At 63.1% G+C, this 26,205-nt stretch carries 23 protein-coding genes; 12 read left to right on the plus strand and 11 right to left on the minus strand.

The window, feature by feature from the left end:
- Window positions 1-41 precede the first annotated feature (41 nt).
- On the minus strand, window positions 42-323 hold the full coding sequence (locus AB4Z19_RS11390; RefSeq protein ID WP_442025592.1) for a hypothetical protein: 282 nt from the start codon (window positions 321-323) through the stop codon (window positions 42-44).
- Window positions 324-340: 17 nt separating this feature from the next.
- Window positions 341-778, minus strand: coding sequence for a MarR family winged helix-turn-helix transcriptional regulator (locus AB4Z19_RS11395; RefSeq protein ID WP_442035289.1), 438 nt, complete (start codon window positions 776-778; stop codon window positions 341-343).
- Between the two features lie 150 nt (window positions 779-928).
- Between AB4Z19_RS11395 and AB4Z19_RS11400 the strand changes: the two genes are divergently transcribed.
- From AB4Z19_RS11400 to AB4Z19_RS11445, 10 genes are all read left to right on the plus strand, one after another.
- The gene (locus AB4Z19_RS11400; RefSeq protein WP_442025334.1) at window positions 929-1,846 is read left to right on the plus strand and encodes a DMT family transporter; all 918 of its coding nucleotides are present in this window, start codon (window positions 929-931) and stop codon (window positions 1,844-1,846) included.
- A gap of 1 nt (window position 1,847) precedes the next feature.
- Window positions 1,848-2,786 carry a GlxA family transcriptional regulator gene (locus tag AB4Z19_RS11405; RefSeq protein ID WP_442035290.1) on the plus strand — a complete coding sequence of 313 codons (939 nt, stop codon included), beginning with the start codon at window positions 1,848-1,850 and terminating at the stop codon, window positions 2,784-2,786.
- 91 nt (window positions 2,787-2,877) lie between these two features.
- A complete protein-coding gene (gene astC, locus AB4Z19_RS11410; protein ID WP_442025332.1) occupies window positions 2,878-4,116 on the plus strand; it encodes an acetylornithine/succinylornithine family transaminase in 1,239 nt (412 codons plus the stop codon).
- An 85-nt stretch (window positions 4,117-4,201) separates the two neighbouring features.
- Complete coding sequence (locus AB4Z19_RS11415; RefSeq protein WP_442025331.1) at window positions 4,202-5,233, plus strand: arginine N-succinyltransferase; 1,032 nt, start codon at window positions 4,202-4,204, stop codon at window positions 5,231-5,233.
- A 14-nt stretch (window positions 5,234-5,247) separates the two neighbouring features.
- The gene (gene astA, locus AB4Z19_RS11420) at window positions 5,248-6,297 is read left to right on the plus strand and encodes an arginine N-succinyltransferase (protein ID WP_442025330.1); all 1,050 of its coding nucleotides are present in this window, start codon (window positions 5,248-5,250) and stop codon (window positions 6,295-6,297) included.
- Window positions 6,290-7,756, plus strand: coding sequence for a succinylglutamate-semialdehyde dehydrogenase (astD, locus tag AB4Z19_RS11425; RefSeq protein WP_442025329.1), 1,467 nt, complete (start codon window positions 6,290-6,292; stop codon window positions 7,754-7,756). The genes astA and astD overlap by 8 nt, the downstream gene beginning before the upstream one ends.
- An 8-nt stretch (window positions 7,757-7,764) precedes the next feature.
- Window positions 7,765-9,105, plus strand: coding sequence for an N-succinylarginine dihydrolase (gene astB / locus AB4Z19_RS11430; protein WP_442025328.1), 1,341 nt, complete (start codon window positions 7,765-7,767; stop codon window positions 9,103-9,105).
- 30 nt (window positions 9,106-9,135) lie between these two features.
- Complete coding sequence (locus tag AB4Z19_RS11435; protein ID WP_442035291.1) at window positions 9,136-13,854, plus strand: NAD-glutamate dehydrogenase domain-containing protein; 4,719 nt, start codon at window positions 9,136-9,138, stop codon at window positions 13,852-13,854.
- 4 nt (window positions 13,855-13,858) lie between these two features.
- Window positions 13,859-14,920 (plus strand): succinylglutamate desuccinylase, encoded by a 1,062-nt coding sequence (locus AB4Z19_RS11440; RefSeq protein WP_442035292.1) that lies wholly within the window; start codon window positions 13,859-13,861, stop codon window positions 14,918-14,920.
- A 54-nt stretch (window positions 14,921-14,974) separates the two neighbouring features.
- Window positions 14,975-15,487 (plus strand): DUF1993 domain-containing protein, encoded by a 513-nt coding sequence (locus AB4Z19_RS11445; RefSeq protein WP_442035293.1) that lies wholly within the window; start codon window positions 14,975-14,977, stop codon window positions 15,485-15,487.
- Window positions 15,488-15,538: 51 nt separating this feature from the next.
- On the opposite strand, the gene AB4Z19_RS11450 is transcribed toward AB4Z19_RS11445, so the two are convergent.
- Window positions 15,539-16,087: a glycine zipper 2TM domain-containing protein gene (locus AB4Z19_RS11450; RefSeq protein WP_442035294.1), complete on the minus strand. Its 549-nt coding sequence runs from the start codon at window positions 16,085-16,087 to the stop codon at window positions 15,539-15,541.
- Window positions 16,088-16,203: 116 nt separating this feature from the next.
- On the opposite strand from AB4Z19_RS11450, the gene AB4Z19_RS11455 reads away from it, so the two are divergent.
- Both AB4Z19_RS11455 and AB4Z19_RS11460 read left to right on the plus strand, forming a co-directional pair.
- Window positions 16,204-16,770: a YceI family protein gene (locus AB4Z19_RS11455; protein WP_442035295.1), complete on the plus strand. Its 567-nt coding sequence runs from the start codon at window positions 16,204-16,206 to the stop codon at window positions 16,768-16,770.
- On the plus strand, window positions 16,770-17,882 hold the full coding sequence (locus tag AB4Z19_RS11460) for an NADH:flavin oxidoreductase/NADH oxidase (RefSeq protein ID WP_442025302.1): 1,113 nt from the start codon (window positions 16,770-16,772) through the stop codon (window positions 17,880-17,882). The genes AB4Z19_RS11455 and AB4Z19_RS11460 overlap by 1 nt, the downstream gene beginning before the upstream one ends.
- Here the strand turns inward: AB4Z19_RS11460 and AB4Z19_RS11465 are convergent, their stop codons facing one another.
- The 8 genes from AB4Z19_RS11465 to AB4Z19_RS11500 form a co-directional block, all read right to left on the minus strand.
- Window positions 17,883-18,659, minus strand: coding sequence for an FRG domain-containing protein (locus tag AB4Z19_RS11465; RefSeq protein ID WP_442025301.1), 777 nt, complete (start codon window positions 18,657-18,659; stop codon window positions 17,883-17,885). It lies immediately after the preceding gene.
- Window positions 18,660-18,677: 18 nt separating this feature from the next.
- Window positions 18,678-20,279 (minus strand): methyl-accepting chemotaxis protein, encoded by a 1,602-nt coding sequence (locus AB4Z19_RS11470; protein ID WP_442025300.1) that lies wholly within the window; start codon window positions 20,277-20,279, stop codon window positions 18,678-18,680.
- Between the two features lie 51 nt (window positions 20,280-20,330).
- A complete protein-coding gene (locus AB4Z19_RS11475; RefSeq protein WP_442025299.1) occupies window positions 20,331-21,413 on the minus strand; it encodes a porin in 1,083 nt (360 codons plus the stop codon).
- A 79-nt stretch (window positions 21,414-21,492) separates the two neighbouring features.
- Window positions 21,493-22,446, minus strand: a complete 954-nt coding sequence (locus AB4Z19_RS11480) for a PDR/VanB family oxidoreductase (RefSeq protein ID WP_442025298.1) — start codon at window positions 22,444-22,446, stop codon at window positions 21,493-21,495.
- A gap of 18 nt (window positions 22,447-22,464) precedes the next feature.
- Complete coding sequence (locus tag AB4Z19_RS11485; protein ID WP_442025297.1) at window positions 22,465-23,490, minus strand: Rieske 2Fe-2S domain-containing protein; 1,026 nt, start codon at window positions 23,488-23,490, stop codon at window positions 22,465-22,467.
- A gap of 16 nt (window positions 23,491-23,506) precedes the next feature.
- Window positions 23,507-23,731, minus strand: coding sequence for a recombinase-like helix-turn-helix domain-containing protein (locus tag AB4Z19_RS11490; RefSeq protein ID WP_442025296.1), 225 nt, complete (start codon window positions 23,729-23,731; stop codon window positions 23,507-23,509).
- Window positions 23,732-23,743: 12 nt separating this feature from the next.
- Complete coding sequence (locus AB4Z19_RS11495) at window positions 23,744-24,709, minus strand: VOC family protein (RefSeq protein ID WP_442025295.1); 966 nt, start codon at window positions 24,707-24,709, stop codon at window positions 23,744-23,746.
- Window positions 24,709-26,196 (minus strand): aldehyde dehydrogenase, encoded by a 1,488-nt coding sequence (locus tag AB4Z19_RS11500; protein ID WP_442035296.1) that lies wholly within the window; start codon window positions 26,194-26,196, stop codon window positions 24,709-24,711. Before AB4Z19_RS11500 ends, AB4Z19_RS11495 begins: the two co-directional genes overlap by 1 nt.
- Between the last annotated feature and the right edge of the window lie 9 nt (window positions 26,197-26,205).

Genomic DNA, 26,205 nt, shown 5'->3' on the forward strand with positions numbered 1-26,205 from the left:
AGGCGCAACGCTGCCGCGATTGAAAAGCTTAATTTGCTTTTTTAGCCTTCGCTGAAAATCGCGTCGCAGCCCTCGCGGGTGCCTTCCGTGTCTTCCAGTTCATCGACCAATTCCAGGTCGACCAGTTCTTCTACGGCATTGGTAAAGCTGTTGTGCTTGGTTGCGCCGATGAGACGGTAGATGTCGCCGTCTTCGTTGCGGACGCCGATCAGGAGCTTTTCCTGGCGCACCACATCCGGCGTGGTGGTTTCCAGCAGCAGGTTGGCGGTGATCTGTTTATCGAAATGCGCTGGCTTGACGCCGTCGAGCAGGGTGGTTTTCAGCATTGTTTTCAGTTTCTTCAGTTTGGAGTACCGGCGGCGATGGTCGCCTTCAAGCCGGACAGTGTACGTTCAAGCGCTTCGAAATCGGCATCGCTGTACTGGCCGAACACATTGCTGCCCCAGGCGACCACTTTCGGGAACACGTCCTGAAACAGCTGATCGCCTTGCGGCGTGAGGCGGACGAAGAAGGAACGCTTGTCTTCCTCATTGCGCTCGCGCTCGACCAGGCCCTTCTGTTCCAGCCGTTCGATCACGCCGGTCAGCGTGCCCTTGGTGATCAAAGTGTGGTCACCCAGTTCTTTGTAGCTCATTCCCGGCGTGTTGCCCAGGGTAGCGATGATATCGAATTGTGCATGAGTCAGGCCGCAGCGGCGAACATGCTCGCCGGACAGACGTTCAAAGCCTTGCATGCACTCGGCCAGCAGCCGGATTGATTTCAAATAACGTTCGCCCATGGTGCGTGATTATAGCGCCCAGAACCGTGACCCCAGGTGCCTGCCACGCCGTGGCAGGCACCAGCTCCATGCCGGTGGTTTTGCTTGTGCACGCGGCTCTTCGAGATTCCGTTACCATATGCAGATAAATAACATTAACATCTGACTATCATGCCTCAACACGCGCGCGGAATACTGGCCTTGCTGATTGTGACCCTGGTCTGGGGCACGACTTTCCCCGCGATGAAGGACATGACGAATTACCTGTCGCCCAACTGGATCGTGGTGTCGCGCTTCGGCATTGCCAGCGTGCTGCTGCTGCCTTTCATCTGGCGCGCGCGCTGGAGCGACCTGCACTACGGCTTCCTGTCCGGCGTGCTGCTGTTCTTCTGCTATCTGTTCCAGGTGGAGGGCCTGTCGCTGACCACCTCCAACCGCAACGCCTTCATCTGCGGCCTGAACGTGCTGGTGGTGCCGCTGCTGGGCATCGTCATGGGCAAGTGGCCGGACCGCCGCATCGTGGTGGCGCTGGTGCTGGCCGTGGCCGGCCTGTTTGCCCTGTGCTGGGAAGGCACGCTGACCTGGAGCCGCGGCGATACCCTGGCCCTGATGGCAGCGCTGGCCTTCGGTGCGTATATCAAAGTCATGGAAGTGGTGACCCGCAAGGCGGAGCGCCTGATGACGCTGACCGCGTCCCAGATCATGACGGTGGCGGCGCTGGCCGGCCTGTGGATTCTGCTGCGCGAGGTGCCGCGCGGTGCCGTGTCGGTGCCGAACGACGCCAACGATTACTACGCCTACATCTGGGAAGGGCTGAAGCTGTACAAATGGAATCTGATTTACCTGGGCGTGGTGGCCACGGCGGCCATTATTTCCCTGCAAACCTGGGGCCAGAGCCACGCCACCGCCAATGAGGCGGCCGTGATCTATGCCTTCGAGCCTGCCTGCGCCGCCATTTTCGGCTATTTCTGGCTGGGCGAAGTCCTCGGCTGGATGGGCCTGCTCGGCGCGATCCTGTTGATCTCCGGTATGATAGTGAGCCAGTGGAATACCCCTGAGCGGCCGCCGACGTCGCTCGCCCCAGAATAAGATGTCATTTGACCAACTCAGCCGCTTGACCAAGGAGCAGCCCCTGCGCGTGCTGCTGGTCAATGCGGGCGAACCGGACAGCCTCACCTGGTCCGGCCTGGTCCAGCCTCTGCGGCTGGCCCAGCGCATCCTCAAGCAAGGTTTCGAACTGGCGATCCGCACGCCCGAGCAGGCGGTGGCCGAGCCGGGCGACTGGGACCTGGCCCTGGTGGCGGCCGACGAGCAGCAAGGTCCGCTGCCGGATGGTCTGGCGCGTGCCCTGATTGCCCGTTGCCGTGAAGCGAGCTACTGGGGTGGCGTGGGCGCCGGCGTGCTGTGGCTGGCCGATTCGGGCGCCTGCGGCGGCCTGCGCATCGCGCTGCCGTGGGCGCTGTATGCGGATACCGAAGACATCACCGAGCGCGCCATCCTCACCCCCAACCTGTACGAGATCGACGGCCGCCTGCTCAGCTGCTGCGGCGGCGCGGCCAGCCTGGACTTTGCGCTGACCCTGGTGGAGTCCCTGTTCGGCTCGCAGGTGCAGGCCGAGATCAAGGAAGCCCTGTGCATCGACCGCGTGCGCGGCCCGGACGAGCGGCAGCGCGTGGCCCTGCAAGCCCGCTTCGGGGCGCTGCAGCCCAAGCTGTCCGAGGCCGTCACCCTGATGGAAGCCAATATCGAGGAACCCCTCTCGACGGACGACATCGCCGGCCTGGTCGGCCTGTCGCGCCGCCAGCTGGAGCGCCTGTTCAAGCAATACCTGGGCAGTCTGCCGTCGCGCTACTACCTGGAACTGCGCCTGCAACGTGCCCGGCAGTTGCTGCTGGAAACAAATCATTCCATCGTGCAGGTCGGGCTGATGTGCGGGTTCTCTTCCGGCTCGCACTTCTCTACCGCTTTTGGCACATTGTTCGGCAATACCCCGAGGGAGGAACGCCAGCGCAAGCTCGCTGCAAGCTGAGCATTTTTGAAAATCCTTGTCGCAGATTCAAAAGAGTTTTAGCATCCCCGCTTTTACAATGCAGTACACCTTACTGAATGGGGATTTGCCAATGAACGCCAAGCTTGACTCGACTGCAACCACTCGCCCTGTCACCCGGCAGACTTTTGATGAAGTGATGGTGCCGACCTACGCACCCGCCTCCATGGTTCCAGTTCGTGCATCTGGCCTGGATCTCTGGGATCAGCAAGGCAAGCACTACCTGGACTTCACCTCCGGCATCGCCGTGGCCGCCCTCGGCCATTGCAACCCTGTCGTGGTGGAAGCCCTGACCAGGCAGGCCAATACCCTGTGGCACCTGGGCAATGGCTACACCAATGAACCGGTGCTGCGCCTGGCCCTGGCCATGACCGAAGCCACCTTCGCCGACCGCGCCTTCTTCTGCAACTCCGGCGCCGAAGCCAACGAAGCGGCCCTGAAGCTGGCCCGTAAATACGCCCACGGCAAATTCGGCGCGCACAAGTCGCGCATCGTGTCCTGCCTGAACTCCTTCCACGGCCGTACCCTGTTCACCGTGTCCGTTGGCGGCCAGTCCAAGTACACCGAAGGCTTCGAACCGCTGCCGCCGTCGCTGGACCACATCCCTTACAACGATATCGAAGCTGCCCGCGCCGCCATCGGCGACGACGTGTGCGCCGTGATCGTTGAGCCGGTGCAGGGTGAAGGCGGCGTGATGCCGGGCAATCCTGAATACCTGAAGGAGCTGCGCGAACTGTGCGACAAGACCGGCGCCCTGCTGATCTTCGACGAAGTGCAGTGCGGCATGGGCCGTACCGGTTCGCTGTTCGCCTACCAGGGGTATGGCATCACCCCGGACATCCTGACCGTCGCCAAAGCGCTGGGCAATGGCTACCCGATCGGCGCCATGCTGACCACCGAGGAACTGGCCAAGACCCTGTCCGTCGGCACCCATGGCACCACCTACGGCGGCAACCCGCTGGCCACCACCGTGGCACTGACCGTATTCGACACCATCAACCAGCCGGCCTTCCTGGCGCGCGTGAAGGAAGCGTCCGAGAAGCTGATCGCCAAGCTGGAAGGCCTGGTGCGCGACTTCCCGCAAGTGTTCTCCTCCGTGCGCGGCGCCGGCCTGCTGCTGGGCCTGGTGGTGGCCGAGCCGTTCAAGGGCCGTTCCAAGGACATCCAGCGCGCCGCTGAAGCGCATGGCCTGATGGTGCTGATCGCCGGCACCGACGTGGTGCGTATGGCGCCTGCGCTGGTCGTGTCCGATGCGCAGATCGATGAGGCGGACCGCCTGATGCGCCTGGGTATCGCCGATCTGACCAAGTAATTCCAGGGTCCACGGACCAACATGGCAGGGCGGGCCGCCCGGTAATTCCGGGCCCCGCCATTTCATTTAACAAGAAGGAGTCCCCATGTATGTAGTCCGTCCGGTAGAAATAGCGGATATTGCCGCCCTCGAAAAGCTGGCGGCGGTGACCATGCCGGGAGTGCATACGCTGCCGAAAACGCGCGAGAAAATCGAGCAGGCGGTGGAGCGTTCGCTGGCATCGTTCTCCGCGCATGTCGATATCCCGAGCGAAGAATCCTACCTGTTCGTGCTGGAGTCGCTGGCCGAACGCAAGATCTGCGGCACCGCGTCCATCTTCGCCTCCGCCGGCTCCAACGGCACCTACTTCTCCTTCCGCAACGACGTGATCCAGCAGGTGTCGCGTGACCTGAACATCAGCCACAGCGTGCATGCGCTGACCCTGTGTTCCGAGCTGACCGCGTATTCGCAGCTATCCAGTTTCTACGTGGACGAGAAAGTGCAGCACCGCCCGGAAGCGGCGCTGCTGTCGCGTTCCCGTCTGCTGTTTGCCGTGCAGGCGCCGCACCGTTTTGGCGACCGCTTCTTCGTGCCGCTGGCCGGCGTGACCGACGATAACGGCGGCTCCCCGTTCTGGGACGCCCTCGGCCGCAAGTTCTTCAAGATGGACTTCCTGGATGCCGAGCGCACCATCGGCGGTGCGCGTAACCGCACGCTGATCGTGGAACTGATGCCGCACTACCCCGTGTACGTGCCGCTGCTGCCGGGCGATGCGCAAGCTGCCATGGGACAGATCCATCCGTCCGGCGAACTGGCGTTCAATCTGCTGACTTCCGAAGGTTTCGAAGCGGACGAGTACATCGATATTTTCGACGGCGGCCCGATTCTGCAGGCCCACAAGCATTCGCTGCGTACCTTCACCTCCTCGCTGACCCGCCGCGTGGCGACGGCCAGCACACCGGCCGATGGCGACGCCGTGGCGACCTACGCGATCTCCACCCGCCCCGACCAGCACTTCCGCGCTGTGACGCTGGCTTGCCCGGCGCTGGAAAACACCGACACCATTGCCCTGCCGCCGAACGTGCAGGACATCCTGCGCGTTGCCGAAGGCGACAGCGTTACCTGCGTCCGCATCTGATACGAGAGCACACTATGCTAGTTGTACGCGCCATCAAAGCGACCGACCTGGACGGACTGTTCAACCTGGCCAGCCAGGTCGGCACCGGCATGACCACGCTGAAACCCGATATGAAAATGATGGGCGATCGCGTGGAAGTGGCCGTGGCCTCTTTCGCCGAAACCATTCCGCCCGAACAGCGCGACTATATGTTCGTGATGGAAGACACCGTCAATGGCCGCCTGGCCGGCGTGTGCGCCATCAAGGGCGCGGTCGGCCTGACCGAACCTTTCTACAACTACCGCATCGGCACCCTGGTGCACTCCAGCCGCGAACTGAATGTGTTCACGCGCATGGACACGCTGTACCTGTCGAACGACCTGACCGGCTGCTCCGAGCTGTGCTCCCTGTTCCTGCACCCGGACTACCGCCAGGGCAATAACGGCAAGCTGCTGTCCAAGAGCCGCTTCCTGTTCATCGCCCAGTTCCCACACCTGTTCGAGCAGAAAATCATCGCCGAGATGCGCGGCTACCAGGCGCCGGACGGTTCCTCGCCGTTCTATGAAGGCCTGGGCCGCCACTTCTTCAAGATGGACTTCCACCACGTGGACGACCTTACCGCGCTGGGCAAGAAGTCCTTCATCGCCGAACTGATGCCGCGCCAGCCGATGTACGTGGAATACCTGCCGAAAGATGCGCAGGAAGCCATCGGCAAGGTGCACGTATCGACCGCGCCTGCGCGCCGCCTGCTGGAGCAGGAAGGCATGTACTACGAGGGCTATGTCGACATCTTCGATGCCGGCCCCGTGATGCAGGCACGCGTGTCCGAACTGCGCGGCGTGCGCGAGAGCGAACTGGTGACCGTGGATGCGGACACCGATATGGCCCACGCCTGCGCGCCCGATTCGCACGAGCCACTGCTTGTTTCGAATGTCACCATGAAGGACTTCCGCATGATCGTGACGGAAGCCACCCCGGTCAACGGCAAACTCGATCTGTCGCACGCCGACCAGCAACTGCTGCACGTTCATCCGAACGATAACGTGCGCACCCTGTCTCTCAATGTGAGGAAGAACAATGTCTGAACTGAGCAATTTCATCAACGGCCAATGGAAGGCCGGTCAAGGCGAGCAGCTGGTTACCGTGAACCCGGCGGACGGCAAGCAGACTTACAGCAGCAAGGCTTCCACCGCTGAAGACGTGAACGCCGCCGTGGCCGCGGCGCGCGCCGCTTTCGATGACTGGGCCTATCGTCCAATCGAAGAGCGCATCGTGATCGTTACCAAATTCCGCGACCTGCTGAAGGAGAACGCGGAAGACCTGGCGCTGACCATTTCCGAAGAAGTGGGCAAGCCGCTGTGGGAAGCGCGTACCGAAGTGACCACCATGGCCAACAAGGTGGACATCTCCCTGCAGTCCTACAATGCCCGCACCGGCGAGAACCGCAACAAGGTTGCCGATGGCGAGGCCGTGCTGCGCCACCGTCCGCACGGCGTGTTCGGCGTGTTCGGTCCCTACAACTTCCCGGGCCACCTGCCGAACGGCCATATTGTGCCTGCGCTGATCGCCGGTAACGCCATCGTCTTCAAGCCAAGCGAATTCGCACCGCGCACCGCCATCAAGACCGTAGCGCTGTGGGAAAAGGCTGGCGTACCGGCCGGCGTGGTCAACCTGGTCAACGGCGCCCGCGACACCGGCATCGCGCTGGGCCAGAGCGAGATCGACGGCGTGCTGTTTACCGGTTCCAGCCAGACCGGCGCGGCGCTGCACAAGCAGTTCGCCGGCCAGACGGGCAAGCTGCTGGCGCTGGAAATGGGCGGCAACAATCCTCTCGTGGTGTGGAATGTGAAAGACATCGATGCTGCGGTGTTCATGGCGGTGTCCTCTGCCTTTATCTCGGCCGGCCAGCGCTGCACCTGCGCGCGCCGCATCATCGTGCAGAAGGGCGCCGAGGGCGACGCCTTCGTGCAGCGCTTCGTTGAAGTGTCGGCCAAGCTGGGCGTAGGCGCTCCGGCAGCCGAACCTGCACCGTTCATGGGGCCTGTGGTTTCCGCAGCCGTGGCTGAAAAGCTGGTGCAGGCGCAGGGCATGATGGTGGAGAAGGGCGGCAAAGTGCTGCTGGAAATGCGCCAGCTGCAGGCAGGCACCGGCTTCGTCTCCGCCGGCATCGTGGACACCACCGATGCGAAAGGCATCCCGGACGAAGAATGGTTCGGTCCACTGGCCCAGATTATCCGCGTCGACAGCTTCGACGAAGCGATCCGCGCTGCCAACGCCACCCAGTACGGTCTGGCGTCCGGCCTGCTGTCCAACGACGAATCGCTGTGGCAGAAGTTTAATCTGCGCGCACGCGCCGGCATCGTGAACTGGAACCGCCCGACCACGGGTGCTGCCAGCTCGGCGCCGTTCGGTGGCGTCGGCAAGTCGGGCAACCATCGTCCAAGCGCTTACTACGCGGCTGACTACTGCGCCTATCCGGTGGCATCGATCGAGAACAGCGCGCTGGAAATGCCGGCCAAGCTGTCCCCTGGCATGAACTTCTGAGGATCACAATGCACCCAGCTCGCGAATTCAATTTTGATGGCCTGGTAGGCCCGTCCCATAACTATGCCGGGCTCTCGTTCGGCAATGTGGCCTCCTTCAATAACGTGAAGAGCGCATCGAATCCGAAGCTGGCCGCGCTGCAAGGCCTGGCCAAGATGCGCGAGCTGGCAAAGCGCGGCTTCGCGCAAGCCGTGATGCCGCCGCAGGACCGTCCCAACTTCCGCCTGCTGCGCAGCCTGGGTTTCACCGGCAGCGATGCCGAAGTGATCTCGAAGGCGTTCAAGGCGTCGCCGGTCATCCTGGCCTGCGCCTACTCGGCCTCGCCGATGTGGACCGCCAATGCTGCCACCGTCAGCCCTTCGCCCGACACGGCGGATGGCCGCGTGCATTTCACTCCGGCCAACCTGAATAACAAGCTGCACCGCGCTTTTGAACATCTGCAATCGGCGCGCACCCTGCGCGCGATCTTTGCGGATTCGAAGCGCTTCATGGTGCACGATGCGCTGCCCGGCACGCCGGCCTTCGGCGACGAAGGTGCGGCCAATCACACCCGCCTGGCTGCTTCGCATGGCGATGCGGCCGTCGAGATGTTCGTGTATGGCCGCGTGGAGTTCGATGCATCCGCGCCTGCGCCGAAGCGCTATCCGGCACGCCACACCCTGGAAGCTTCGCAGGCGGTCGCCCGCCTGCATGGCCTGAATGCCGACCGCTCGGTCTTCATCCAGCAGAATCCGGACGTGATCGACCAGGGCGTGTTCCACAACGACGTGATCGCGGTCGGTAATGCCAACGTGCTGTTCTACCACGAGCAGGCCTTCGCGGACGAGCAGGACACGCTGGCCCAGCTGCGCAACGCCATGTCCGGCGTGGGCGCTGAGCTGAACGCCATTCGCGTGGATACGGGCGCCGTGTCCGTGGCCGATGCGGTGTCGAGCTATCTTTTCAATACCCAGCTGCTGTCCAAGCCTGATGGCAAGATGGCGCTGGTGACCCCGCATGAGTGCCAGGAGATCACCTCCGTGGCCAGGTACCTGGATGGCCTGGTGAAGTCCGGCGGCCCGGTCGATGAGCTGATCCAGTTCGACCTGCGCCAGTCCATGCGTAATGGCGGCGGTCCTGCGTGCCTGCGCCTGCGCGTGGCGCTGACCGATGAGGAGGCAGCCGCCATGCACCAGGGTGTGATCATGACGGAAGACCTGTATCAAAAACTGGTAGCATGGGTGGAGAAACACTATCGCGACCACCTCGAACCGCAAGATCTCGCGGACCCGCAACTGGCGATCGAGGTGCACACCGCACTGCAAGAGCTGGAACAGATTCTGGGCCTACCCGGCCTGTACGCGCTGTAAGCAAATACACACAACGTATTGGAGATGCAGATGAAACAAATGCCGCAAGAGCTGCGCAAGCAGACGCTCGACCTCGTCAACGCAAGCAAGGGTGGTGGGGAAGTCCCCTCGCTGATTGCCGCCTGGCTCAGCGCCCTGGATGACGAAGACCTGGCAGACGTTTCCCCCGACAGCCTGGCCCCCGTGCTGGTGGAAGGCTTCACCCAGGCAGCCCGCCGCACCAGCGAAGGCTGCCAGATTGCGCGCCTGAGCTACACCGATGCGCGCGGCGGCAAGGCCACGGCCCTGCTGATTCTGAACGACGACATGCCTTATCTGGTGGACTCCATCGTCATGGCCATGCGCAAGCTGCGCGTTACCGCGAACGGCGTGCTGAACGCCGTGCTGCCGGTGCGCCGTAATGCGGACGGCGTGGTGGAAGCCGTCGGCCAGCAGGGCGACAAGCTGGAATCCTATGTTCTCTGCCTGCTGTCCGAACAGCTTGAGGAGCCGCAGCTGAAAGAGCTGGCCGAGCGCATCGAAATGGTGGCGCGCGACGCCGCCATCGTGCGCCGCGACCTGCCTGCGATGAAGGAGCGCTTCTCCGCCATCGCCGCCGACGCAGCGACCCATGGCGAAGAAGGCCAGGAAGTCGCGGCCTTCCTCGAATGGGCCAAGAATGAAGGCTTCGAAGCCCACGGTTACGCTTATTACCAGGTGAAGCCGGGCGCACGCGAACTGGAACGCGACATCCCTAGCCGCATCGGCGTGCTGCAGGATACGGCGCACCCGGTCTACGGCACCTGCATCGCCAATATCCCTGGCGACTTCGACACGCTGTCCAAGCGTGGCCACACCCTGTCCATCGTCAAGGCGGACGTGGGCGGTACCCTGCACCGCGATCAGCAGCTGGACTTCATCGGCATCCGCAACAGCGACGCCAAAGGCGCCATCCTCGGCGAGCACTGCTTCGTGGGCTTGTTCACCCGTGCTGCGTCGATCACTCCGCTGGCCACCATGCCTTTTGCCCGCGGCCGCATCGCACAAGTGCTGAAGATTGCGGGCGTGCGCGAAACCGGCTTCCGCGCCGAGAAATTCATCGAGATCCTGGAATCGCTGCCGCGCACCGAAGCGCTGGAAGCGGAGCCGCAACAGCTGGCCGAGTTGTGCAGCGCCGTCGTGTCGCTCTACAAGCAGCCACGCGCCAAAGTGTTTGCGCGCCGCGACGTCTACACCCGCCACCTGAACGTGCTGGTCTACATCCCGCGCGAACGCTTCAGCTCCAGCGTGGCACATGCACTGGCGCGCGCCCTGCAGGAAAGCTCCGGCGCTACCCACGTCAGCTCGCAGACCCTGGTGGCGGATGGCCCGCTGGCCCGTCTCTACCTGATCGCGCATGCTGCGCGTTATCCGCTGGACCTGGAAAGCGATATCCAGCGTCCGCTGCTGACCATCCTGGATGGCTGGCACAACGAATTCTCCGAACTGGCCGACAAGGTTGGCGAAGAACCGCTGCGCAACAGCATGCGCAAGCTGTGCGCCACCTTGCCGGTCGACTACGTCGCCGCGACGCCGCCAAGCGTGGCCTTCCATGACCTGGACAAGATCCTGCGCAATGGCGACGGTTCCCGCATCGCCGTGCGTGTTGAGCTGGCGTCGGAACACAATCCTGCCACCACCATCCGCCTGTATTCGGAAGACCGCGTGCCTGCGCTGTCTGCGATCCTGCCAGCCCTGCATAACGCGGGCGTGGCGATCGACCGCGAAGCTGCGCACTCGATCCGTACCGCCGACGGCAAGCGTCATTACGTAACCAGCCTGGCCGTGGATGCCGACAGCGCCGCCAAACTGGCGCACGAGGGCATTGCCGAAGTGGCGCAAGACCTGTTCACCCAGCTGTTCAACGATGAAGCCGAAGACGGCCGCCTGAATGGTCTGGTCGTCGAAGGCGGCCTGGATGCACGCCAGGTGCTGCTGGTGCGCGCTTACATGAGCTACTGGCGCCAGACCGGTACGCAATTCTCCGTGCGCTATATCGCGGAAACCATTCGCCGCCAGCCGGCACTGGTCAAGGAAATTGTCGACGCCTTCATCCAGCGCTTCAATCCGGTGAGCAGCGAAGCCGCGCGCAATACGGCGAAAGAAAACCTGCTGGGCATCAAAGCCCGCCTGCCACAGATCAATCATGCCGACACGGAAGTGATCCTGGCCGCGCTGATCGATCTGATTCTGGCGACCCTGCGCACCAACTACTTCCAGAATGGCGGCAAGGGCGAGAAGATCATCTTCAAGTTCGACACCAGCAATCTGTCGCTGGTGCCGCAGCCGCGTCCATTCCGCGAAATCTATGTGTTCTCGCGCCGCTTTGAAGGCGTGCACCTGCGCGGCGGCCCGGTTGCCCGTGGTGGCCTGCGCTGGTCCGATCGCATGGAAGACTACCGCACCGAAGTTCTCGGCCTGGTGAAAGCGCAGATGGTGAAGAATGCCGTGATCGTGCCGGCCGGCGCGAAGGGCGGCTTCGTCTGCAAGCAGATGCCGAAAGATGCGCCGCGCGACGTGGTGGCGGCGGAAGGCGAAGCAGTCTACCGCCTGTTCATTTCCAGCCTGCTGGAAGTGACCGACAACCGCGTGCTGGGCAAGATCGTGTCGCCTGAGGACACCGTCTGCTACGACGGCAACGACCCATACCTGGTGGTGGCTGCCGACAAGGGCACTGCGACCTTCTCCGACATCGCCAACGGCATCGCCGTCAAGCGCGGCTTCTGGCTGGGCGACGCGTTTGCGTCCGGCGGCTCCAACGGCTACGACCACAAGAAGATGGGCATTACCGCGAAGGGCGCCTTCGAAGCCGTGAAGCGCCATTTCTACGAGATGGGCCACGACATGAACACCACGCCGTTCACCGTGGTGGGCGTGGGCGACATGTCCGGCGACGTGTTCGGCAATGGCGTACTGCTGTCCAACCAGATCAAGCTGCTGGCCGCCTTCGATCACCGCCACATCTTCCTGGACCCGAATCCGGATACCGCGAAATCCTTCGCCGAGCGCAAGCGCATGTTCGCGCTGCCGCGTTCCTCGTGGGAAGACTACAACAAGGACCTGATCTCGCAAGGCGGCGGCGTGTATCCGCGCTCGGCCCGTTCGATCGAACTGTCGCCGGAAGTGCGCGCGGCACTGAACATCGAAGAGACTGCGCTGACGCCGGAAGAACTGATGCACCGCATTCTGCTGGCGCCGGTGGATCTGTTCTACAACGGCGGTATCGGCACCTACATCAAGTCCTCGACCGAAACGCACGCACATGTGAAAGACCGCGCCAACGACAATATTCGTGTCAGCGGCAATGAGCTGCGCTGCAAGGTAGTGGCGGAAGGCGGCAATCTGGGCGCGACCCAGGCCGGCCGTATCGAGTTCGCCCTGGGCGGTGGCCGCATCTTCACCGACGCGATCGACAACTCCGCAGGTGTGGATTGCTCCGACCATGAAGTGAACTGCAAGATGTGGCTGGATGTGGAAGTCAACGCCGGCCAGCTGTCAGAAGCAGACCGCAACAAGCTGCTGAACGACATGACCCAGGACGTGGAAGACCTGGTCCTTCGCGACAACACGCAGCAAACCCGCCTGCTGGTGCGCGAGCTGCAGGCGCAGTCGGAGCACGCCGTGCAGGATGGCTATGCCGACCTGATCGCGGACCTGGAAGAAGAGGGCGCGCTGTCCCGCGAACTGGAGCAGCTGCCTTCCGTGGCCGAACTGGCGCGCCGCAAGGCCGATGGCCGCGGCCTGACCACGCCGGAACTGGCGGTGGTGATCGCCAACGTGAAGAACCGCTACAAACGCGTCCTTGGCGCCATGCCGCTGACGGACGAGAGCTGGGCGGAAAATGTATTGCGTCCTTACTTCCCGCAGCTGCTGGTGGCGACCCGCAAACCGCTGGCTCACCCGCTGGCCAACGCCATCCTGGCGACCGTGCTGGCGAACGAAGTGGTGAACCGCTGCGGTCCGCTGATGATCCGCGAACTGGCAGCGCAGTCCAACGCTTCGGAAACCGACGTTATCCTGGCGTGGGGCCAGGCATGGTCGGCGCTGGATCTGGCGCACACCTTCGATACGCTGGATGCAGACGCGCTGAACGTGCCACGCGCCGTGTCGATCCGCGTCGATGCGCGCACCCGCAGCCTGCTGAAGGCTGTGACGGAAGGCGTGCTGGCCGTGCCGAAGGACCAGCTGAAGGGCGGCGCCGGCATTGCCGAGTTGACCAAACTGTTCGCCCAGCCGGACACCGTGAAAAAGCTGATCGGCGATACGCATTCCGAGGTTGACGAGCAGCAGGGCCTGCGTCCTGATTTCGTGCAGGCGTGGAAGGCAGTGGATGCGATCGAAGGCGTGGCAGCCTTCGTGTTCGCAGCGCTGTCGGTCAAGCGTCCGGCGGGCATGGATCTGCCGACCTTCCTGCAAGTGGGCATGGCGCTGCGTTCCCAGGCTGGCATCGACACGCTGGAGCGCGGGCTGCGCCTGCCGGCGGCCAACAAGTCGCAGGAAGCACTGCGCAGCTACGCACAACAGGCGCTGCGCCGCACGCAGCAAAAGCTGCTGTCGCAAGTGCTGTCCCGTGCGACCGATGGCCACGATGGCGTCGAAGCGGTGGAGCTGGTGACCAACACGCTGGGTCTGTCCGGCTACGCTCCTGCGGCGGATCTGGAACAGGCAATGCTGGATGTGTGGGCGCTGTCCGAAGCCGTGAATGCGACGACCCTGGCAAAGGCGGCATAAGCGGATGACGGACAAGCAGCAAACCGGCGCCGCTGCTGGCGCCCCATCGTCAGACGTTGCGCAGGCCGCGGCCGGCGGCGGCTTGCCTCCTCCGGTGCGCGCGCTGGCCGAAGCGGATTTCAGCGCGGTCGCGCTCAGCTTCGGCGCGGCGGGTTTCTCGGTCGCTGAACCGGCCGACGGCATCATCACACTGCGCCGCGCTGTGGCCACCGGCCAGCCGGCGCGTCCTGCAGTATTGATTTCGGTCGGCGTGCACGGCGACGAAACGGGCCCTATCGAACTGGTGGCCTACCTGCTCGATGCGCTGGCGCAGGAGCCTGCAATGCTGGCCGTAGACCTGATGCTTTGCGTTGGCAACATCGGCGCCATCCGTCAGGCCAAGCGCTTCATCGACGCAGACCTGAACCGCATGTTCCGCGCCGAGCGTGGCAGCCTTGCCGGCACCGCCGAAGCCGCGCGTGCGGACGAGATGATCGCCGCCACCAGCGCCTTCTTCAAGGATGCCGGTGCTGAGCGCTGGCACCTCGATTTGCACACGGCCATCCGACCATCCTATTACCCAACCTTCGCCATTGTCCCCGATCTGATCGCGGACGGCGCTAAGGCGCAGCTGATCGGCTGGCTGGGTGAAGCGGGCATCGGCGCCATCATCATGAACCCTGCGTCCGCAGGCACCTATAGCTACTACAGCGCCGAACACCACGCCGCTGCCGGCACCACAGTGGAGCTAGGCCGCATCGGCACGCTGGGCCAGAACGACCTGTCCCAGTTCGAGGAAGCACGCGTGGCGCTGGATCGCCTGCTGCGCGGCCAGCCCGCGGGCGAAGCGGCCAGGAAGCCACACGTGTTTAAAGTCGCCCGGAACATCATCAAGCTGAGCGACGGCTTCACCATGGCGTTCGGCAAAGAGACTCAGAACTTCACGCCGCTGACCCGCGGCCAGGAAATCGCCCGCGACGGCGACACCATCTACACCGTGCAGCACGACGAAGAGCTGGTGGTCTTCCCCAATCCCGACGTACGCATCGGCCTGCGGGCAGGCATGATGGTCGTGAGGGTGTCTTAAGCAGGAATGCGGGGCATGCGCTACACTCGTCCGATCACACAGGAGGAGTAGCCCATGTCCGTTTCCATGTACCGAGTATCCGCTCCCGTCTTTGTGCGCGGCCTGAAAGTTGCAGCAGAACTGCTGCGCAAGGCCGAAGCACACGTCGAGGAGCACGGCATTGTTCCCGATGCCCTGCTGTCCGCCCGCCTGGTGGACGATATGCTGCCGCTGAGCGCACAGGTGCAGCGTGCCAGCGATACTTCCAAGGGTTCCGTCGAGCGCCTGAGCGGCGTGACCGCGCCGAAGTTCCCTGACGATGAAGCGACCTTCGCCCAGCTGCAGGAGCGCATTGCCAAGACCATCGCCTATATCGAAAGCGTGCCGCAGTCTGCATACGATGGCAGCGAAACGCGCGAAATTTCCCTGAACTTCGGTTCTTTCAAGCCGACCTTCAATGGCGAGAATTATCTGCTGGACTTCGGCCTGCCCAATTTCTACTTCCACCTCACGACCCTGCACGACATCCTGCGCAACCAGGGCGTCAAGGTCGGCAAGATGGACTTCCTCGGTCCTTACGATCTGTAAAAAAAAGCCGCCGGGCTTGCGCGCGGCGGCTGGAGGGGATGGACTTTACGATTAAGGCTGCTGGCGCGAGCGTTCCTGGACTTCGTTGCCGACGTAGCCGCCRCCGATAGCGCCGGCGATCGTGGCCAGCGTGCGGCCCTTGCCCTTGCCGACCTGGTTGCCCAGCAGGCCGCCGATCACGGCGCCGGTGCCGATGCCCAGGTAGTTCGGGCCATGGGCCTCAGGCGCTGGGGCCGGACGTGATGCCGGTTCCTGGTAGGACGCCTGTTGCTGCACGGGCTGCGTGTGGTGTACGCGCGGGCGAGGGCGCGATGCCGGAGCCTGTTCTGCGGCCGGTGCTGGCGGCTGGGCGGCATACTGTGCCTGCGCGTCGGCCTGGTTCGGGGCATACTGTGCCGGGTATTGGGCCGGAGCCTGCGCGGCCGTAGCCGCGACAGGGGCCGAAAGCTGATTGGCAGCGGCCGGCGCATTCGCGTTCGAAGTAGGAAGCCAGCCGGCAATCGCTGCCGTTCCAACGAGGGCGAGCACGGTCACGGAAATCGCAGCACCGGCAACCAGGGGATGGATACGAGGCGTTACGGTCGGGATCTTGTCGTTCATAATGTGCTCCTTCTTCGTTGGTGTTGAAACTTGGCTCCAGATTAACGGGCAGCCCGGCTGTAAGCTAGACGTGTCGCTGTATCAAAAGTAAGCATCTGTAACGTTTGGAGAACTCAATGAAACGATTGTCCGTACTGCTGTTGCTGGCCGCTGGTCTGGCGCACGCCACGCCTGCAACCTACAAGATCGATCCGAATCACACCTACCCAAGCTTCGAGGCCGACCACATGGGCATTTCGGTCTGGCGCGGCAAGTTCAACAAATCTTCCGGCACGGTGATGCTGGATAAGGCCGCAGGCAACGGCACGCTGGAAGTGAAGGTTGAACTGGATAGCATCGACTTCGGACAGGACATGCTGAATGACTGGGCCGTGAAGCCCGAATTCTTCGATGCGAAAAAATTCCCGGAAGCCGTTTTCAAGGGCAGGCTGGCCGGTTTCCAGAACGGTGCGCCGACGCAGGCCGTTGGCAATCTGACGCTGCACGGTGTGACCAAGCCCGCTACGCTGCAAATCAAATCGTTCAAATGCGTGCCGCATCCAATGCTGAAGCGTGAGCTGTGTGGCGCGGACGTCTACACCACCATCCAGCGCGACGAATTCGGTTTGGCTGCGGGCAAGGACTTTGGATTCAAAATGAATGTGGATCTGCGCATCCAGGTCGAGGCGCTGAAGGAGGAATAATGAGCCAGCTGTTTTCACCTTATGCGATCGGGCCGCTGCAGCTGGCGAACCGCATCGCCATTGCACCGATGTGCCAGTATTCCGCCGACGAAGGCCGCGCGACGCACTGGCACATGGTCCACCTCGGCCACCTGGCCTTGTCCGGTGCCGCGCTGCTGATTCTGGAAGCGACCGCCGTTTCGCCTGAAGCGCGCATTTCGCCTCACGATCTGGGGCTGTGGTCCGATGAACATGAACAGGCGCTGCTGCCGGTAGTGCAGGCGGTCCGCAAATATTCGCCGATCAAACTGGCGGTGCAACTGGGCCATGCGGGCCGCAAGGCGTCGAGCGCGCGTCCATGGGAGGGCGGCTGCATGCTTCCGCTGGAAGAGGGCGGATGGCAGACGGTGGCGCCGTCCGCTGTGCCGCACGGCGAAGGTGAGCGCACACCAACCGCGCTGGACGAAGCAGGCTTGCAGAAAGTGAAGCAGGACTTCATCGCCGCCGCACGGCGCGTGCATGCGCTGGGCATCGAAGCCATCGAGATCCACGGCGCCCACGGCTACCTGCTGCATCAGTTCCTGTCGCCGATCGCCAACCAGCGCACCGACCAGTATGGCGGCACGCTGGAGAACCGCATGCGCTTCCCGCTTGAAGTATTTGAAGCAGTACGCTCCGCCGTCCCGCCATCCATGGCGGTGGGCATGCGTATTTCCGCAATCGACTGGGTGGAGCGCGGCTGGGACGAGGACCAGAGCGTGGTGTTCGCACGTGCGCTGAAGGATCGCGGCGCGGACTTCGTCCACGTGTCCAGTGGTGGCGTGTCGCCGCACCAGAAAATTCCGCTTGGTCCCGGCTATCAGATTCAGTTCGCCAAGCGCATCAAGAAAGAAGTGCAGATGCCGACCATCGGCGTGGGCCTGATCACGGAGCCGGCGCATGCCGAGTCCATCATCGCCTCCGGCCAGGCGGACATGGTGGGCCTGGCGCGCGCCATGCTGTACGACCCGCGCTGGCCGTGGCACGCCGCCGCCGTGCTGAACGCGCAGGTGGATGCACCGCCTCAGTATTGGCGCTCGCAGCCGCGCGAGCTGAAAAGCCTGTTCGGGGAAACCAGGCTGGGACAGCGCTGATCAGGCGCGGTCGACCTGCCACAGCATTTCCAGCTCCAGGCCGATAGAGCGTGCCAGGCCATCAAGGTCGGGGAACAGCGTGGCATTGGTGATATTCATGCGGTAGAGGGCCTTCATGGCCTCTTCGCGCATGGACAGCGGCAACACGATCTTCTTCAGCAGGCGGTCGCTGTCGCCATAGTCCTGCAGGATCTCGTCCATTGGCCGGCCCAGAATGCCCGGCACCACCAGCGTGCCGGATTGCGCCACCAGTCGCCGGTCCATCTCGGTCGGCTCACCTATCCACAGCACGCCATGTTCATTTGGCAGGAAATACTGCTCGAAATTGCCCTGCGTGCGGGGATCGATGGCATCGCGATTCCAGTCCGACCGCGTGCGCGGTGCCGCGGTCCACAGACGCGGCGTGTTCAGGGCATAGATCGCGGCGTCGCGCGTGGCTTGCTCCAGCGCGAAGAATACCGCCACAAAAGGCGATTTCGTGAAATCGAGCAGACGTGTCGGCGCGCCATGGTGCTGCATCAGCGCCAGGCAGCGCAGATCGTTTTCCAGAACGCGCGTGTCGCTCAGATAGTTGTGTGCCTTGCGGCGGAAGATGCGGATGGCGCGTTCCTCGCGCAGGCGCCAGCTGCTGCGGTCCGGCATGTAGGCGCTGAGGTAGCGTTCGAGCGACGTGATCAGCGGCCAGCGTGCGTCCTTCTGGCCGCGGAAGGCCCAGCCGTCCAACGTGGTGGACAAGGCCATGAATTCAGTCCATGACGATACGCTGATTTCCTCCATCCGCTACCTCTCTGCAATTCACGCGGCCAGTCTCGGGCGCTGCGTCATGCTAACACGCGGCGGCTGCGGTGCGGTGTGCAAATCGAGACGAAACACGCTGACCAATTGCGCCAGTCCGGCCGCACGTTCCTGCATCGATTGTGCGGCGGCTGCGGCCTGTTCGACGAGGGCCGCATTCTGCTGCGTGGTTTCGTCCATCTCCACCACGGCCACATTGACTTGCGCCAGGCCGCTGCTTTGTTCGGCGCTGGCGGCGGCGATCTCGCTCACGCGGTCTGCTACCTGCACCACGCTGGCCACCACATCCTGCATGGTGGCGCCGGCCTGCTGCGCAAGGCGGCTGCCATTGGCGACACTGGCGCTGGAAGCGTCGATCAGGTTCTTGATGTCCTTTGCCGCGGCCGCGGAGCGCTGGGCGAGCGTACGCACTTCGGAGGCGACAACCGCAAAGCCGCGCCCCTGCTCGCCGGCGCGTGCCGCTTCAACTGCCGCGTTCAGGGCCAGAATATTGGTCTGGAAGGCGATGCCGTCGATGACGCTGGTGATGTCCGCAATCTGGCGCGAGGAATGGCTGATCTCATCCATCGTGCGCATGACCTGCGCCACCACTTCGCTGCTATTGCTTGCCACGCCGGATGCAACGCGCGCGCTCTGGCGTGCATCGTCCGCATGCTGGGCGTTCTGCTCCACGGTGGACGTCAGTTCTTCCATGGCGGACGCGGTTTCCTCCAGCGCGCTGGCCTGGCGCTCGGTACGCGCGGAGAGATCCATATTCCCCTGCGCGATTTCATTGGCCGCGCCGGCGATCGCCTCGGTGCCGCTGCGCACTTCGCTGACGATCTTGCGCAGGCTTTCGTTCATGTCCTGCAGGGCCGCCAGCAATTGTCCCACTTCGTCGCGGGAGTGGACTTCAATGCGGCTGCTCAAATCTCCCGCAGCGACCGTACGGGCGACGCGTACCGCCCGGTCCAGCGGCTGGGTGATCGAGCGGGTGATCCAGATGCCGAAGCCCACAGCCAGCAGGCAGGCCACGCTGGCCAGCAGGAGGATTTGCAAGCGCTTATCGCGATAAAGCTGTTCGGCATCCTGCCCGCTCTTTTCCATCAGTTTGCCGCCGCCCGCAAGGAAGCCCTTCATGCGGTTGGTGTAGGCCAGCTGGTCGGCGCGCAGAGTGGTCATCAGCAGGGTGGATGCATCCACCGTACCGCCGCTGCCTGCGAGCTTCATGAATTCGGCCTGACCGGTAAGGTACTTCGCGCGCAGGGCGATGATGTCCTGATACGCCTTGCGTCCGGCGTCGCTGGACAGCATGCCTTCCAGCCGCTTGAGACCATCGGCGACGCGCTGTTCGCCCGCCGCGATGGCGGCAGTTTCCGCCTTCAGCATGTCCGGATTATCGGCCAGCAGCATATTGCGCATCGAGATGGCGTTTTCGTTCAGCTGCAGGATCAGGTCCGTCGTCAGCACGACTTGCGGATAGCGATCCTGGACAATCTGCGATGTGGCGTCGTTCAACGCAGCCAGGCTACGCTCCGCCATGACGACGATCCCGCACAGCAGGGCCACAACAATGCCGAAGCCCGCAGCGAGGCGGGCGCCGATTTTATAGTTTTTGAACATGCAATTCTCCAGAAGCGCGTGCGGGCAGCGCGGCCCGCACACGGCTGCGGTTTAGAAGAGGTGATGCACGCCGATAGTGGTCACGAACTGGCTGCGTCCGTCGGCCACGCCGGTGCTGTTCTGGATGGCGAACTTCGCTGCGCCGCCGGCGCGCTGATAGGCGCCCTGCACATAGAATTCCGTACGCTTGGAGAAGGCGTACACATTACTCAGGCTGACCTGATTCCACTTGGCGTCGCCTTGTTTGGTGTGGGTGTAGCCCATGTTCAGCGTGGACTTCTCGCCATACTTCCAGGCTGCGCCAAGGTCGATGTTCTTCTGCTTGAAGCTCACAGCCGGCAGGTCGGCCTTGGTTTGCGTGTAGATTGCATTCAGGCGCCAACTGCCGACCACATAGCCGCCGCCGGCCGCGTAAGTGGTCAGGCGGTTGAACACGCTGGCGGCACTGCCCAGGCCAAGAGAGCCGAGATAAGTGCCGGCATAGCCCGCAGCGCGGTCGTTCAGGCGGCTGTACGCGAAGACCAGTTTCAACGGGCCGTTGGCGTAATTCAGGCCAGCGCTGACGTTGCGGCCTTTCTTGTTGTCGCCCGGCTGCTCACCGAAACCCACCATCACGCTGCCGGTCAAGCCGCTATAGGTAGGCGACGTATAGCGCACGGCGTTATTGAACTGCGAAGTATTGGCCAGCGAGTCCAGATTCCCTGGGTGGAAGAGATACCAGTTGGTGAGCTGATAACCGTTACTCAGCTTGCCCGCGTAATCGAACACCAGGTCCGGCATATTGCCAAGGGTGAAGGTGCCGAAATCGCCGGACAGGCCGACAACGCTCAGGCGGTTGAAGAGACGGTTGGCGTTGGTCTGATTGCCGGTGTCGGTAAAGAAGCCGCCCTCCAGCTGATAGATCGCTTTCATGCCGCCGCCCAGGTCTTCGCTGCCCTTGAAGCCGAAGCGGTCCGGCTGCATCGTGCCCTGGTCCACGCGGGTAACGGAACCGCCAGCCACATTGCTCACATAAGCCACTCCTGCATCCAGGCTGCCGTAAATGGTGACGCTGCTCTGCGCGTGAGCTGCTGCACCGGAAATCGCGACGGCGGATGCAACGGCTGCCTGAGCGATGTAGTTTGCCCTCTTCATATACTCCCCTTTGCTTTTGTATAGGCGGCACGAGGCCGCGTTTGTAGAAAACGCTAATTCGGTGATAAGGAAAAACGGCTTACAGGTCTAGTACGAGCTTGCGGCCACTGCAGCCTGAAACGCAGACCATCATGGTCTTGCCCGAGGTGCGCTCCGCTTTTGTGAGCACGCCATCGCGGTGTTCAATCTGGCCGTCGATGACGGCCGTTTCGCAGGACCCGCACACGCCCTCGCGGCAGCTGTGATCGACCGGGATGCCCGCATCAAGCAGAGCATCCAGCAGCGATTTCCCGGAAGGGACCAGCACGATCTTCTTCGACTGCGCCAGCTCGCATTCGTAGGAATCCGACTGCATGGCAACCACTGGTTCCGCAGCGGCGAAGCGTTCGATATGCACGTTAGGCAACTCAAGCTCTTCGCAGAACTGTTCGAAAGCATTCAGCATCGGCGTCGGACCGCAGCAGTAGAAGTGCGCGCTCGACGGTTTGCTTGCCAGGAAGGCGCGCAGGTCCGGCACGCCACCCGCTTCATCGTTGAAGTGAGTCCGCACACGGCCATCAGCGCTCAGCTGCTGCACGAAGGCGGCCTCGCCGCGGCTGCGCGAGCAATAGAACAACTCCACCGATTTACCCTGGCGCAGCAGCTCATTGAACATGCAATAGATCGGCGTGATGCCAATGCCGCCCGCGATCAGGACCGTGTGCGGCGCCGATGTCTCCAGCGGGAAGTTGTTGCGCGGCGTGCCGATCTGGATGGCCGAACCAACGCGCAGCTGTTCATGCACGTAGCGCGAGCCACCGCGGCTGTTACGGTCGTGCAGCACGCCGATCACATAGCGCTGGCGCTCCATCGGTGAATTCGACAGCGAGTAGCTGCGCACCACGCCATTCGGCAGGTGCAGGTCGATGTGGGCGCCGGCCGAAAACGGCGGCAGGTCGGCTCCCTCCGGCGACACCAGCTCCACGCTGACGATGCCGTTGGCCTCGAAGCGCATCTGCTGTACGCGCACTGTGATCTGTTGGCTGTTGCTCATGATGCGAACTCCCGTGAATCAGCTTTGCTTCTCTTCGGCGGCCAGTTGTTCCTTGGCCAGGTTGCGCAGGTGGCGGCGCAGGCGGACGATGCCCATATCGTGCTGGTACAGCATCTCGCGCTGATTGGCATCTGGTTCCATCGCTTCCAGGATCTCGCGGTCCTGTTCCAGCACGTGCCAGTGGCGCGCCTCCAGGCGATTCTTGTACAGGAAGCGCCAGGTGTCGCGCTGCCAGCCCTGCACCTTGCGTACTCGCCAGAAGAAGATGGCGCTCGCGTTCTCTTCGATCGGAGAATAGCCGCCAACGATGATGAAGTTGCCGCCAGGGCCGCCAGTTTTCGGATACGGGATCTCCAGGCGCATCCAGTGCACGCCGGTTTCGCCCCACTCGGTCCAGTCGAAGTTCACGTCGCGCTGGCCTTCCTTCTCGAAGACGAAGCCTGTATCGGTGTCACGCACGCGGAAGGTGGCGGTCGATTCGCCTTCGGCCATGGTGTGCGACTGCTTGTGCAGGAAGGTGCCGTGCATCGGGTCCAGCACATTGTCCAGCGCGTAGCGGTAGCCGCCGCTCCATTCGGCGTAGCACAGGAAGTGCGAATACTCTTCGTTGTTGCTCAGTTCCGCAGGCAGGTTCAGTGGTGGCGGTTCGTCCACGTCCTTGCTGGCGTTGAAGAGGAAGATGGCGCCGGCAGCTTCCTTGACGTGGAAGCGGCGGGTGGCTTTGGAACCTTCCAGTTTGCAGCCAGGGCTGCCGGGAACACTGGTCACGACGCCGTCGAAGCGGATTTGCACGCCGTGGTAGCCGCAGGCGATGCGGTCGCCCAGCGCAATGCCCTTTGACAGCGGCGCGCCGCGGTGTGGGCAATGATCTTCCAATGCGTGCAAGGCGCCATTCGATTCGCGCCACAGCACGAATTTCTGGCCAAGCCGGCGCAGGGATACGGGACGCTCGCCGACAAAGTGGGAAGGGCAGATCGGATACCACAGGTCTTTCAGGCCCGCGTTCAGGACGGCTTCAACCGGGTCGTTTGCTACGGTTCTCATGACGATTCCTTCTCGATCAGCATTCAGCGGCCAGGCGCGCGATTTCGGCCTGGTATCCTTCGACGGTCCACTCTCCGCCGTTCGGGTAGTTCGGTCCCTGGCGGTTCAGGTGTGCGACCAGGGCGGACAGCTCGGTAATGCCGGCAGCGAAGCCGCGCTCGATGGAGTCGCCCAACAGGTCCTCGTAAGGCGTTGGTTCGCGGCGCCGCGACTGGTGTACTTTCAGGTAGCGTTCTTGCATGATGGTCTCCGTTCAATTTTTTGGTTTATCGGTCAGGAACTTGCCGTCCGGGCCTTTGGCATTGCGCTGGCGGCGGGTATTGCCGTCGATGCCGCCTTCGATGGCCCACTCGGCGAACACGGTGGGGCCGGGTTCGAATTCGCGCGGCTCCCAGTGCTCGTCCAGCTGGTCTTCGTCGGCGTAGTATTCAATCAGGCCACCGGCCGGGTTCTTGAAGTACCAGAAGTAGGCGGACGAAATCGGATGGCGGCCAGGGCCGAGCTGCGTGTCCCAGCCGTGGCGGGACATGTTCATTCCACCGCCGAAGACTTCGTGGATATCGCGCACGGTGAAGGCCACATGGTTCAGGCCAGCCTTCGGATCAGGCGTCTGGAGCAGGAACAGGTCGTGGTGGCCGCCCACATCGGCACAGCGCAGGAAGGCGCCGCGGCCCGGATATCGGTCGGATGGCACGAAGCCGAAGTGCTCGCGGTAGAAGGCTTCGCAGGCCGCGACATCCTTCACGAAAAAGACCACGTGGCCAACTTCGATCGGCGTGGCGCGTTCATAGGCCGGGCTGCGCTCATTGATGCGCGGCTTGTCGTTCCAGGTGTTCATCTTGGCGCATTCGACGCTGACATTGTGCTTGCGTGTGACCTGGAAGCGCACGGCCAGACCGTTCGGATCGGTGCAGCCCACGCGCTCGCCGCTGGCGGTGAATCCGGGCAGGGCGCGCATGCGGTTGCTGAAGCGCTCGATCACTTCGGCGGACGATACGCCCCACACCACTTCGCGCAGCGTCGGACCGGCTTCGATGGCGGCCGGCAGTGCAGAGTCGTCGCTGCGGCGCACGATCACGCGGCAGCCGTTCAGCGTTTCGAACACCAGCGCTGCGTCGCTTTCGTCCTTCAGTTGCAGGCCCCAGTCGCTGAAGAAGCGCTTGCAGGCCGGCAGGTCATCCGCGCCGTAGGTGATTTCGTCGATACCCAGTACGTCCATTATTTCGCTCCTCCGTTAGCCCACGGCAGCGGCATGTCGTTCATGCCCCAGTAGACGCTTTTCTGTTCCATGTACTGCAGGATGCCCAGGCGGCCCTTTTCGCGTCCCAGGCCGCTGTCGCGCCAGCCGCCGAACGGGGTCGAGATGGAAAACTGCTTATAAGTGTTGATCCACACATTGCCCGCCTGGACGGCGCGTGCGAAACGCCAGGCTTTTTTGTAGTCCTGCGTCCAGATACCGGCTGCCAGTGCATACACGCTGTCGTTTGCCTGTTCGATCAGGTCTTCTTCGCTGCTGAAAGGCATGACCACCAGCACAGGGCCAAAGATCTCTTCCTGGCAGATGCGCATCTGGTTAGTCACATCCTCGATGATGGTCGGCAGGTAGTAGTTGCCCTTCTCGAAAGCCGCGCCTTGCGGACGCATGCCACCAGTGCGCACCCGGCCACCTTCGGACACGCCCAGCGCGACATAGGACTCGATGCTGTCGCGATGGCGCGCGGTAATCAGCGGGCCAAGCTGGGTGCGTTCGTCGGCGGGATCGCCAACCCGCAGGGCAGCGGCGCCCGCGGCCAGTCGTTCCATGAAGGCGTCATAGATGCCGTGTGCCACGAACAGGCGCGAACCGGCAATGCAGGATTCGCCCGAAGAACTGAAGATCCCATAGAGCACACCTGCTACGGCGTGGTCCAGGTCAGCATCTTCGAACACGATGGTCGGCGACTTTCCACCAAGTTCCAGCGACACCGGCATCATCTTGTCGGCGGCGATGTGGGCGATATGCTTGCCGGTGCTGGTGCCGCCAGTGAAGGACACGCGCTTGACCAGCGGGTGCAGCGTGATCGCGTCGCCAATCACCGAGCCTTTGCCCGGCAGGACGCTGATCAGGCCAGCCGGCACACCAGCTTCAATGCAGATGCGGGCCAGTTCGAGGGCCAGCATAGGCGTCACCTCGGCAGGTTTCACGACGACCGCGTTACCTGCCGCCAGCGCCGGCGCGATCTTTTGCGCTTCGCTGGCGATGGGCGAATTCCACGGCGTGATGGCGGCAACGACGCCCATCGGTTCGTAGACGCTCATCGTCAGGTTGTCGCCGCGCGCCGGGGTAATGGTTTCTTCCAGCGTTTCGCAAGCGGCGGCAAAGAACTGGAAAGTGGCGGCAGCGCTGGCCACCAGATTGCGCGTTTCGGTGATCGGCTTGCCGTTGTCCAGGCGCTGCAGCTGCGCCAGATCCTCGGCCTCTTCACGAATCAGATGGGCCACGCGGTTCAGTACTGCTGCACGTTCATGCGGTTTGCGCTGTGCCCAGCCGCTGGTGCGGAAGGCTTGGTCGGCGCGTTCGATGGCTTCGTTGGCGTCCGCCACGCTGGCTGCGTGCAGCCAGGTCACGGCTTCGCCGGTGGCCGGGTAGAGCGTCGCGTAGCGGTCGCCGCCGCCTTTGCGCCATTCGCCTGCCACGCAAATCAATTGGTCTTTAGTCAGGTCCATTTGTGTCTC

Origin of the sequence: Pseudoduganella sp. RAF19, assembly GCF_052114165.1 — a bacterium.
Lineage (GTDB): Bacteria > Pseudomonadota > Gammaproteobacteria > Burkholderiales > Burkholderiaceae_D > Rugamonas.